13 protein-coding genes are annotated in these 11,970 nt (G+C 36.6%); 10 read left to right on the top strand and 3 right to left on the bottom strand.

Annotated elements, in window-relative coordinates; genetic code table 11:
* The 3 genes from SYN6308_RS07040 to SYN6308_RS07030 form a co-directional block, all read right to left on the bottom strand.
* On the bottom strand, positions 1-753 hold the full coding sequence (locus tag SYN6308_RS07040) for a salt stress protein, Slr1339 family (protein WP_017293732.1): 753 nt from the start codon (positions 751-753) through the stop codon (positions 1-3).
* Positions 754-843: 90 nt separating this feature from the next.
* The gene (gene ndhN / locus SYN6308_RS07035) at positions 844-1,323 is read right to left on the bottom strand and encodes an NAD(P)H-quinone oxidoreductase subunit N (RefSeq protein WP_017293731.1); all 480 of its coding nucleotides are present in this window, start codon (positions 1,321-1,323) and stop codon (positions 844-846) included.
* Positions 1,324-1,544: 221 nt separating this feature from the next.
* On the bottom strand, positions 1,545-2,555 hold the full coding sequence (locus SYN6308_RS07030) for a helix-turn-helix transcriptional regulator (protein WP_017293730.1): 1,011 nt from the start codon (positions 2,553-2,555) through the stop codon (positions 1,545-1,547).
* Between the two features lie 298 nt (positions 2,556-2,853).
* Between SYN6308_RS07030 and SYN6308_RS07025 the strand changes: the two genes are divergently transcribed.
* From SYN6308_RS07025 to SYN6308_RS06975, 10 genes are all read left to right on the top strand, one after another.
* Complete coding sequence (locus SYN6308_RS07025; protein WP_144051407.1) at positions 2,854-3,735, top strand: formylglycine-generating enzyme family protein; 882 nt, start codon at positions 2,854-2,856, stop codon at positions 3,733-3,735.
* 36 nt (positions 3,736-3,771) lie between these two features.
* Positions 3,772-4,344, top strand: a complete 573-nt coding sequence (locus SYN6308_RS07020; RefSeq protein ID WP_017293728.1) for a hypothetical protein — start codon at positions 3,772-3,774, stop codon at positions 4,342-4,344.
* A gap of 40 nt (positions 4,345-4,384) precedes the next feature.
* On the top strand, positions 4,385-4,885 hold the full coding sequence (locus SYN6308_RS07015; protein ID WP_017293727.1) for a hypothetical protein: 501 nt from the start codon (positions 4,385-4,387) through the stop codon (positions 4,883-4,885).
* A gap of 29 nt (positions 4,886-4,914) precedes the next feature.
* Positions 4,915-5,454 (top strand): DUF2808 domain-containing protein, encoded by a 540-nt coding sequence (locus tag SYN6308_RS07010; protein ID WP_017293726.1) that lies wholly within the window; start codon positions 4,915-4,917, stop codon positions 5,452-5,454.
* Between the two features lie 16 nt (positions 5,455-5,470).
* The gene (locus SYN6308_RS22010; RefSeq protein WP_158412749.1) at positions 5,471-5,965 is read left to right on the top strand and encodes a hypothetical protein; all 495 of its coding nucleotides are present in this window, start codon (positions 5,471-5,473) and stop codon (positions 5,963-5,965) included.
* Between the two features lie 16 nt (positions 5,966-5,981).
* On the top strand, positions 5,982-8,540 hold the full coding sequence (locus SYN6308_RS07000) for an arylsulfatase (RefSeq protein ID WP_017293724.1): 2,559 nt from the start codon (positions 5,982-5,984) through the stop codon (positions 8,538-8,540).
* Between the two features lie 143 nt (positions 8,541-8,683).
* Complete coding sequence (locus SYN6308_RS23310; protein ID WP_017293723.1) at positions 8,684-9,316, top strand: hypothetical protein; 633 nt, start codon at positions 8,684-8,686, stop codon at positions 9,314-9,316.
* A 187-nt stretch (positions 9,317-9,503) separates the two neighbouring features.
* Complete coding sequence (locus tag SYN6308_RS06985; RefSeq protein ID WP_017293722.1) at positions 9,504-10,034, top strand: type IV pilin-like G/H family protein; 531 nt, start codon at positions 9,504-9,506, stop codon at positions 10,032-10,034.
* A gap of 31 nt (positions 10,035-10,065) precedes the next feature.
* Positions 10,066-11,412: a DUF1254 domain-containing protein gene (locus SYN6308_RS06980; RefSeq protein WP_017293721.1), complete on the top strand. Its 1,347-nt coding sequence runs from the start codon at positions 10,066-10,068 to the stop codon at positions 11,410-11,412.
* 24 nt (positions 11,413-11,436) lie between these two features.
* Entirely contained in the window at positions 11,437-11,928 is a 492-nt protein-coding gene (locus SYN6308_RS06975) for a hypothetical protein (protein ID WP_017293720.1), read from the top strand.
* Positions 11,929-11,970: the final 42 nt, after the last annotated feature.

The following is an 11,970-nucleotide window of genomic DNA, read 5'->3' as shown; positions in this document are numbered from 1 at the left end:
TTATTGTAATGCTCTTAAATAGTCGATCGCTGCGTCTAATTTAGAAGGATAAGATAGGGCAAATTGTTCAAACCAAAACCCTTCATCGGAATAAGGATCTAAATTTTTTAACCATTGTTCAGCTTTACGAATTAGTTGTTTTTCTTGCCGTTGTTTTTCTAATTCTTGTCGTCTAATTTCTTCTAAATTATCGGTTTTATTATGTTGTTTAATTTCTGCTTGTTTTTTAGCAAAATTTTCCGCTATACTATCTAAACCTTGTTCAGCTAAATTTGATTTTGATGGAGGTTTTGATGATGACTTTTTCTGCTGAAATTGACTTTCAATGTCAGTTAATATATTAGAAGAAGTGGCTTTTTTTTGATTAACAGTTACTTTTTGTTGCTGAAATTTTGACTCAATTTCTATGATTAAATCTTCTGAATTACTTTTTTTTGAGGTTGATTGATTTTTCGATGTTTGAAATTTTGCCTCAATTTCTGTTAATAAATCCTGTGAATTAGACTCTTTTTTCCCCGAACTCTGCTTTGCTGATTGAAATTTTGATTCGATTTCTGTCAATAAGTCGGGTGATTTTTGTTGATTTTTTTGAGATAATTTTTCACCTTGTAAATCAGACAAAAAAGAATCTATATTATTATTATTCGCTGAATTATTCACTTGATTATCAGGATGATTTACTCTCTTTATTTTAGGGTTTAAATTTTGATATTTTTTTTCAATATCAGTAATTAATTTATCAAGATTATCCATAGGCTTATGAGGCAATGAACAATTAAAAATTAGTTTAAATTAGATAGTAGAGGGATAGAATTTTACGCCTCTACGAGAAATATATTAAGATTAGGCAACGGCAGTTAAAACAGATTCTAAAGATTGCCAACGAAAATAGCGCTCTCCTCCTAACTCTAAAACTATTTTAATTTTAGGCTCTTGTTTTGTTAAACTAATTAAATACTCTTTTTCTTGATTAGAAAGAACAAATCCTTCAATAATCCACAAAACTAAACCTTTAGAAGAAGAAGGCAAATTTTCTAGTTGAGAAAGGGCGATGGGAGGCACAAAATAAGTTAACCCGACAGCGCCTTCTTGCCCGATATTTTTCTTGCCTAAATGGGCAGGGCGCACTCCATGAATCCCCATTAAATAAGCACTTAAATCTCCTAATCCCCTAGCGGAAAGATTAAAAGTATGATACCCTGATGTTCTTAATCTTCTTTGATAGCGCCCCTCAAAACCACCCTCAAGAGGTGCATATACAGCTAAAATATTAGATTTTTCTAAATCTTTGATAAAACCTTTCCCTGTGGTTAATAATGCCATGAATTTTATTGATGATTACTAATAATATTTATGCTAATTTGTTTGATTATAATAGGATTTGTGCTAATTCGATCGAATTCGATCGAGCTTAATCATAGTAAAGGAGTTGGAGATTAATCCATAACGTCTGTACAACAAAATGTGTGACTAACTAGAGTACATTTAATGAATTGAACTTAAAATTGTTGAAATCGTTGGATGCACAACTTGATAAAGTTAATTTATTTGTCAAGTTTATGACAACGAAAATTATGAGGACTTATGCCTGTCCAACGTTTGAACGCACGAGTAAAATGAGCTGGATCAGCATAACCTAATTCGTAGGCGATGTCAATAATTTTTAAAGAAGAATTTTCTAAGAAATAAACAGCTTTTTCATAACGAATACGATTCACTAATTGAGAATAAGTTAAACCATCTTTTGCTAATTTTCTTTGTAAACTACGAATGGGCATTTTAGCAATTTCTGAGGCTAAATTAATAGATGGATAACCTTCTTTTAATTGAGATGCGATCGCCTGTGTCAAAGAGTGAGAAAATTGAGAAGAAGGAGCAGATTGATGTAGTTTTTCATATTCTTGATGTTTTTGATCTTCACATAAATTAAACTCCTTCGGAAAAGGTAACGCTAAAAACGATCGAGGAAATGCGATCGAAGTTATATTAATATTTTTATTGATAAAAACTTTTTGTAAATAATGATTTTTAAAATTAAGGCATTGAGTTTGTAGAGTAATTTGCTGTGGATACCATGTTTTTCCTGCCACTTTACGAATTAAATCCATCATTAACATTAAAGAGAAATGACTGGAATGATGAGACTCCAAAGGTTCTAAGTAATTATGTTCTTGACAAAAATAAGCGGTTTCTTTATCTTCTAATAACCAGAAATGTTCTCCTGAATTAAACAAATTTCCCAAATAAATAGCTTTAAAAATGGCATCGTATAAAGTTAGAGATTGACAAGTTAATTTACCTAAAATACCTAAAGATTCTACAGGAGTTTTTTCCCCTACTAAAAGCCCTAAATTTTCGATTCCTTCTTGAGATGCAGCTTTCTTCAAAAAATCAAAAACTTGATGGCGAGGGATTAATAAATTTGGTTCATCCAAAGCAAAAATAGGTAATTTACATTGCCTCAATAGTTTTTCCGTGGGAGTGCCTAATTTGTACAAAAAATTCACAAAAGGAATTAAAGCAGAAACTCGTAAAAGAGGTACATAATTCGTCATAAATAATTAACAAAAATTAACAATGGTGAGCAGGTTAAAGCAGAAAACAATCTCAGAGTATTTACGGATATTTTAATTATAGATTGGCACGAAATGGCAAGAAAAGATTTTCCACAAATATTTATACTTTGCTGATACTTAAGTAAATTAATTTCTTTTAAATAAAATCATCGATCGTGAAACGGCGCTGCGCGATCGAGCTTATCTTCTGAAGATGAAAAATGTTTTTCTAATCTTAGCAATAGTTTCTGTTCTTTTTTTCGTCTTTATTCCCTCAGTTTTCGCTTGTTCAACTGGTATGACAAAAATTCATGGAGGTACTTTTACCATCGGTGCAAATAATGAATTTCCCGAAGAAAAACCAACTCAATCCGTTACCGTCAAAGACTTTTGTATAGATAATTACGAAGTGACTAACCAACAATTTGCCAAGTTTGTGGAGGCTACGGGTTATATTACCATCGCCGAACGTCCTTTATCGGTGACACAATTTCCTGATTTAACAGAGGAAGATCGATCGCCCGGTTCAGTGGTGTTTCAACCCATTCCTGAAGGGCAACCTTTTCAAGAGTTAAGTTGGTGGCATTGGGTACAAGGAGCAAATTGGCGACATCCTCAAGGAAAAAATAGCAGTATTGAAGGAAAAGAAAATCATCCCGTTGTCCATGTTGCCTATGATGATGCGATCGCCTATGGAAAATGGGCAGGAAAATCTTTACCAACAGAAGCAGAATGGGAATTTGCCGCAAGGGGAGGCTTAAAAGACAAAATTTTTGCGTGGGGTAATACTTATAATCCCCAAAAAGCCAACACATGGCAGGGAGAATTTCCCGTGAAAAATACCCAAGAAGACGGTTATTTTGGTACTGCTCCAGTCGGCTCTTTTTCCCCCAACGGTTACGGCTTATATGACATGACAGGGAATGTGTGGGAATGGACTCAAGACTATTATCATTATGGTCATGACAGTAAATCTCATCAAGTTAATCCTATTGTCAGTAACGAAAAAGAAAGTTTTGATCCCCGTGATCCGAGTGTAGTAAAGCACGTTATCAAAGGTGGTTCTTATTTATGTGCCAAAAATTATTGTAGTCGTTTTCGTCCATCGGCAAGGGAGGCAGAATCTGCTGATACAGGTACATCTCATATCGGGTTTCGTTTAGTCACATCTGCACCATAAATTAAAAACTTTATTAACAAATTTAGGAGTAATTCCATGATCAAAATACGCCAATTTTTCGCTATTTCAGCTTTAGCAGTATCTGTTATTTCCGTGACGGCTACTTTCTCCTCCGTCAAAGCCCAACAACAAAAAACGGAAGAACAAAAAGTACAATTAATGTTTGTTCACACCGCCGATGACATAAAAACTGATAACAAAACTATTCGCCTAGTTAACGTTAATCCCCAAACTCTGTATTTTGCCGATCGCCCTGTCCGTTTAGCAGGTCATGTTACTACCCCTGAATATATGAAAGAATGGACTGCTAGTGCAGGTTCAGACAATTTCACAAATGATCCTCCCAATGCTACTCTTTCCGTTTATGAAAAAGGACAACCTCAAAATAGTCTTGTAGTAATCGAAATTAGTAACCCTGTTATTGATGGTAAAGACATCGTTTATAACTATAAAGTAATCGAAGGTACAATGCCCAAAACAGGAGGTCAAAGTGCCTTATTTATTGACTGGATTGGTGCTGGAGGAGGAGTTGGCCCCGGTTTTCATGGGGTAGGAGTTGGTACTCGTGGAGTCGGTGTTTACGGAGGTTATGGTGGCCCCTTAAGATAAGAATAAATAAATTTACAAATAAAAAGAACTATTGCTAATAATGGAAAAACTTAAAGAAGAATTCAAAAAAATTGGCTCTTTGTCCCTTTTTTTTATGATAGGATTTGGCTTTATTTTAGTCATGATGAAACTTTTATTAGAGCAATATGAGATTAATACTTATGTTTTTTCTAAAGTAATTATTAGTGCATTAGTAGCGGCTAAAGCAGTGGCAATTATGGACATGACTCCGATCTTAAATCGTTATGCTCATTCCCCCCGTTATATAAATGTCTTGTATAAAACTTTTCTTTATAATTTTGCCGTTTTAGTTATTTCTTTGATTGAAAATCTTTTCCATGCCTATAAGGAAACTAAAGCCATTGGAGGGGCGATCGAACTATTTTTAGAAACCCGTCATTTCTCTCATTTTTTAGCAGTAACTTTATGTGTCTCAATGATTTTTTTAATTCATAATATTTTCCAAGAAATTGATAATTATTTAGGTAAAGGAAACTTGACTAAATTATTTTTCGCTAAAAAAAATTCTGAACTAACATAAGGTCATTGATGATTAAAAAGATCAAATCTATGAAAATAGTTAAACTGATTTCACCTTTTTTATTAAGTACAAGTGGTATTTTTTTTAGTCCATCTACTTATGCCCAACAGATTGATAATCCTAATTTTTTCACTGGGCAACCTCCCGTTTTTGTTGGAGCACAAACTCCTGACTCTACCATCAACTGGCCCAATGCTCATTATTATTTCACCTTTCACCTACCTAATAATTCGATCGAATCTTTAGGAAAAGTAACTATTCAACAACAACAAAACGTTAATGTTATTCCCATAGATATATCAAGTACTTATGCTTTTATCGGTACTCAAGGAAATATAGGTAAACCTCTTACCATTAAAACGACTCAAGATCCCCAAACTCAGGCGGTAACGGTGGTTTTTGATCCTCCAGTACCCCCCGGAACAACTTTTAGCATTCGTCTTGAAGCCTTCCGAAATCCTCCCGATGATGACACTTATCTCTATAGCGTAACCGCTTTTCCTGCGGGAAATAATGCCACTGGTTTACCTATGGGAGTAGGAAGATTTAGCTTTTATAGATTGTTTTAGTTGGAAAAATATTTGGATGATGAATTTAAAAGTATTTACGATCGCGCAGCGCCTTTTCACGATCGATAGCCGTCATTTAGGAATTGCTATGTTATTAAGCGTTGTATGGGGTAATTTAATCTTAAATCCCCTTAAAGCTCAAACACCCTCGCAGATTCCTACCATAATTCCAGCAGATGTGGATGATTTACCAAATAATACAGATCAAATGAAAACTTGGTCTTGTAGTCAAGGAAATCAAGGGATTTTAGTGGAAGTCAAAATGGTTACAAATTGGCAAGAAATCATGGAGATGGAAACTAATCAATGGCAATGTCAAGAACAATTAGTAAATATTCCTGACAATGCCGTCCAGTTTTCCTGTGAATCCGATGAAAATACCATTAACCTGATTACTGTCACTTGGATAAAAGGTAATGAAGGTAAATCATCCATGAAAAATTGGATTAATACCTTAGAAAATCAAAGTATGACTTGTACGATCGATCGAACTAACCCATTTTGGAATTAAACAACTTATCAAAATCATGTTTACACGTTTTAAAAATTTTCTCAATGGCTTATTACCGAGTAATTTTAAGGTACTATCCGCAGGAATCCTCGTTTTCCTCATGGTAATAGGTTCAGGAGTCTTCTTTGCTCCTGCCATCGCCCAACAAATTCGAGGTACAGCAGGTTCTCCTAGTGCTGTAATGACTATTAAAGGGGATCAACTTCCTGCACCTCCTGAAGCATTTGGAGGGGTGATTAAAACTAATGTTTCAGATTCTAAACCTTATTGGACTCCCAGAATTCAACCTCCTAAAGATGCCCCTAACGTCTTGTTAATTATTACCGATGATGTAGGCTTTGGTGCTCCTTCTACTTTTGGCGGTGTAATTCCTACTCCTGCGCTCGATCGAGTGGCAAATAATGGCTTAAGATACACTAACTTTCATTCTACTTCCCTTTGTTCTCCCACGAGAGCCGCTTTAATTACAGGACGTAATCATCATTCTGTGGGATTTGGGGTAATTTCGGAAATGGCTACGGGTTATCCGGGTTATGACAGCATTATCACCAAAGATAAAGCAACTGTAGGTAAAATCCTTAAAGATAACGGCTATGTAACCTCATGGTTTGGAAAAGATCATAATACTCCAGCCTTTCAATCTAGTCAGAATGGCCCTTTTGATCAATGGCCTACTGGTATGGGTTTTGATTACTTTTATGGTTTTATCGGTGGTGATGCTAGTCAATGGCAACCTAATTTATTCCGCAATACTAATCCCATTCAGCCTTATGTAGGTAAAAAAGATTGGAATTTAACCACTGCCATGGCAGATGATGCGATCGAATATGTTAATCGTGTCAATAGTTTAGATCCCAATCAACCCTTTTTCATCAAATATGCGCCAGGAGCCACCCACGCCCCTCATCATCCCACCAAAGAATGGGTGGATAAAATCCATAATATGCACCTGTTTGATAAAGGTTGGAATGCGTTAAGAGAAGAAATTTTTGCCAATCAAAAGAAATTAGGGGTAATTCCAGCTGACGCAAAATTAACCCCTTGGCCCGATGATTTACTCAAAAAATGGGAAGATCTCACCCCGGATGAGCAAAAACTGTTTATTCGTCAAGTGGAAGTTTACGCCGCCTTTTTAGCTTATACTGACCATGAAATTGGGCGAGTTATTCAAGCAGTAGAAGACATCGGCAAACTAGATAACACCCTCGTTATTTATATTAGTGGTGATAACGGAAGTAGTGCCGAAGGTACGATGATTGGTACTCCCAACGAAGTAGCAATATTTAACGATGTTGATGTACCCGTAGAAGTACAATTAGAAAAATTTTATGATGTGTGGGGAACGGATCAAACCTATAACCACATGGCAATACCTTGGACATGGGCATTTGATGCTCCATTTTCGTGGACAAAACAAGTTGCCTCTCACTTAGGCGGTGTGCGTCAAGGCATGGCGATTTCTTATCCCAAAGTTATTAAAGATAAAGGAGCTATCCGTAATCAATTTCATCACGTTATCGATATTGTACCCACCATTTTAGAAGTGACGGGTATTCCTGCACCGAAAATCGTTGATGGTATTGAGCAAAAACCCATGGAAGGGGTAAGTTTAGCTTATACCTTTGACTCTAAAAATGCGAATGCACCATCTACCCACAAAACCCAGTATTTTGAGATGTTCGGAGATCAGGCTCTTTATCATGAAGGATGGATCGCCAGTACTAAAGTGGTGCGTTCCCCTTGGGTGACAGGGGGTGTCGGAAACCTTGATCCTGCCTCATCACCCTGGGAATTATACGATTTAACTAAAGATTGGACACAATCCAATGATATTGCCGATCGCAATCCTCAAAAATTGAAGGAATTACAGGATTTATTCTGGAAAGAAGCCCAAAAGTATCAAGTTTTACCCCTTGATGGTTCTATTACACCTCGTTTAATTACTCCTCGCCCTAGTCTTACCGCAGGACGTAATGTATTTACCTATAAAGGACAGTTAACAGACATACCTAACGGTGTTGCTCCTAGTCTTTTAAATTCTTCCTATAACTTCAAAGCCGAAGTCGAAGTTCCTCAAGGAGGAGGAGACGGTATTATTGTCACTGAAGGAGGACGTTTTGGCGGTTATGGCTTTTATCTGCTCAAAGGAAAACCAGTGTTTCTCTGGAATTTAGTGGATTTAAAAAGAATCCGTTGGGAAGGAGAACAACCTCTATCTGCAGGTAAACATACCGTAGAATTTGACTTTAAATATAATGGTTTGGGCATGGGTACTCTTGCTTTTAATAATTTAAGCGGACTCGCTCAAGGTGGTACTGGTGTTCTTAAAGTTGATGGTAATGTAGTAGCCACTCAAAAAATGGAACGCACTTTACCTTTTATTTTGCAATGGGATGAAAATTTTGATATTGGTGCTGATACGGGTACACCTGTTGATGATGCTGATTATCAAGTACCCTTTCAGTTTAACGGTAAGCTCGATAAGTTAACTTTAACGATCGATCGACCAGAATTAAGCCCTCAAGATATTGAGAAACTAAAACAAGCCCAGAGAAACAATAAAGTTTCTGAATAGCTTACTTTTTTTACTGCCTCCTTAATCCCCCAAGTTTGGGGGAAGGAACGATTGAACTCCCCCAGATTTGGGGGTTGGGGGGCTTAAACTTAAAGGATCAAGTAACCATAGTTACAACATATTTAATTAAAAATTGAAAAATCATGAACAAAAAATCTTTCTGTGCTTTATTTACCGTTAGTATGCTTACCTTGACTGTTTCTGTGGGTAATCTGATTACTGATAAATCTGTGGAAGCAAAACCAGCCCCTGAAACCAAAGAAGTTTCTGATCCCGTACAACTGCTTTTCGTGCAAAATTCTGTCACAGGTAGTTATGACGGAAAAAGATTAAATCTTAATGGAGTCGGTTCAACTATCTTTTTTAGCGATCGACCCGAACGTATTTCAGGTCATGTACAAAATACTGAATTTATCAGTCATTGGGATAAAGGATCAGATAATTTTGCCTCTAATCCGCCTAATGCTACATTATCGATTTTTGGTGAAAAAGGTGTTAATAGTATCGTTATTGAATTAACAAATCCTAAGTTAGAAAATAATAATCTTTCCTATCAAGTGAAGGTTTTACAAGGAGAATTACCTGCTAACTTCCAAGAATCATCTTTATTTATTGATATTTTAGGACGTTGGGCGATGTATGGGGCAGGTGTGGCGGCAGGTGCCGCGGCGAGTAATTATTATTATCACCCTCCTGTAGTTGTTACTCCTGTAGCTCCCGTTTATCCAATTTATGCGCCTCCAGTTTATGTTGCACCCACTCCAATTCTTTACTAAGTACTTATGCAAAATTAATTGTATAGAGGCAATGGGTTTAAACCCATTGTTGTCATCGCTTTTAGAAAAATAAAATGTACGATTAATTTTACTTACTCACTTAAAAGCGATCGCCTAGGAAAAGCACAAAAAGAAATCTTTAGAACATTTATTCTGAACAATAATTTTTACACAGGAAAACTAAATCATGACTAAATTTTCAAACTCAAAACACCTTTGGAAAAATCGAGCCATCGCTCTTATTTTCGGTAGTGTATTATTAGGGTTCGGTTTAACTACCCAAGCTCAAAATAGTCCTAATCAAGATCAAAATACTGCATTACAAGCGGTAGCTAAGATGACGGAAGGACAACGGACTTATTATCAAACAAATGGTAAGTTTCGAGCCGTAATAGATAACATTCAAAAAGATTTTGGTATTACCCTACCTTCTACTTTTGATTATGCAGTTCGCACCACCTCAGAAGCCGCTTATAGTTATGTAATTCCTGATAATTCTAATCCCGTGACAGTAAAGTTGAAAGCCTACGTTGGTGCGGCTTTTCTCACCCCGAATCAAAATCCGAAAATTACCACTATTATCTGTGAGAATACAGAACCCGGACAGACTCGTCCTGCTGATCCTCAATTAGTTAGAGATCCTCTCAATCCGCAAAAACTTTCTTTACAGTGTGGTCAATTTTCGGTACAAGTTCCCGAATCAATGGTTAACGAGTAATTTTACGAAATCTTTTTCACTTAATATAATTATGAAACTATCACTCGATAATATTACAGAACAACAAGCCTACGAAATTGGTATTGAGGCTTATCATTACTTTTATTCGTTGATTACCATGGACTTCACAAGAAGGGTATGTACTAATTACAAATCAGGAGAAAAACCCGGATTCGGTCCTGTAAATACATTTCATCATCTGCGACAATTTCCTCCAGCTAATTTTCGAGCGGTAGTGCGTCCTAATTTTGATACTCTTTATACCGTTGCGTGGGTTGATATAACTAAAGAGCCGATGATTGTCTTAACTCCTGATACTAACGGACGTTACTATTTATTACCCATGTTGGATATGTGGTCAAATGTTTTTGCTGTACCCGGTAAACGTACCACAGGCACAGAAGCTCAACAATATGCGATCGTACCTCAAGGATGGACAGGAGAATTATCAGAAGAAATCGAAAAAATCGAATCTCCTACCCCTTATGTTTGGATTATCGGACGAATTCAAACTAACGGAGTTGAAGATTATCCTGCGGTAAATGAAATTCAAGACGGTTTTAAAATTGTTCCTCTTTCTCAGTGGGGCAGAACCGTTGAAGCTATGGAAACTGTTATTGATACTACCATTGATATGAAAACAGATCCTCTAAAACAGATCAATAGTATGTCCGCAAGTCAATATTTCAGCTATGGTGCAGAATTACTCAAAATTAATCCCCCTCAAGTTACCGATTGGTCAATTATTGCTCGTCTGCAACGTATAGGTATTGAGCAGGGTAAGAGTTTTGACTTGAATAATGCACCTTCTACCGTACAAGCAGGTTTACAAAAAGCGGTAATGGATGGACTGAAAATTATGATGGAGAAGTTACCAACTTTGGCACGAATCGAAAACGGTTGGCAAATGAACACTGATACTATGGGAGTTTATGGCAATTATTACCTAAAACGGGCGATCGTGGCAATGGTGGGATTAGGGGCAAATCAACCCGAAGATGCCATTTATCCTATGAATGTCTTTGATGCGAATGGTAAGCCCATGGAAGGTAAAAACAACTATATATTACACTTTGATAAAGATGAGCTTCCCCCCGTAGAGGCTTTTTGGTCGATCACCATGTATGATGCGGAGGGTTTTCAAGTAGCGAATAAGCTCGATCGATTTGCCATCGGCGATCGAGATACTTTAACATATAACTCCGATGGTTCACTTGATATATATATTCAACACGAATCTCCTGAAGATGACAAAGTCTCTAACTGGTTGCCTTCTCCTGCGGAGGGTGTATTAGGAGTAACAATGCGTTTATATGCCCCAAAAGCATCGGCTCTTAACGGCATTTGGAATCCTCCTGTGGTAACACAAATACTTTAATTAATCAATTATACAACAAAAAAAATGAAACTTTCTCTTTTTTCTCGTTTTACTATTTTAGGTATCTTTTTCTCCATCTTGAGACTTAATTTACCCCTTCAAGCAGAAACCTGTACTCCTATACCTCTTGTGGGCGGAAGTGGTAATAGTGTCACTAAAACTGTTTCTCCTCCAACTATTCCGGCTGGTCCGTTGGGAATGTTAGGAGTTGATGTCACTCGTAATAATTGGAATACGGATTGGGCTGTACCCGGAGATGTTAAGTATCGTAAGTTTATCGTTACCGTTAATTCTAATGATAGTGGGCCTTTTGATGTCAGAATGTATCTCAAATATAGTGACCAAACCGCAGGAGAATTTTTTAATAATCAAGGGGTACAATTTCAAGCAAATAAGCCTTTAAAAATAGTAGCCGAGCCACGCCCTAAGGATGAACCCTATCAAGTGAATTTATTTGTTAATGGTATCGAGTCGATCGGCAAAACTTACACGGCCTCAGTGGTGGGTTGTCAATAATACACATCTCCAAAAAAGATTTTTAATTAGTTCGTAGTAAGG

The organism is Geminocystis herdmanii PCC 6308 (assembly GCF_000332235.1).
Lineage (GTDB): Bacteria > Cyanobacteriota > Cyanobacteriia > Cyanobacteriales > Cyanobacteriaceae > Geminocystis > Geminocystis herdmanii.
Note: the sequence above shows the minus strand (reverse complement) of the source record. Positions and strands in the feature narration are given on the sequence as shown.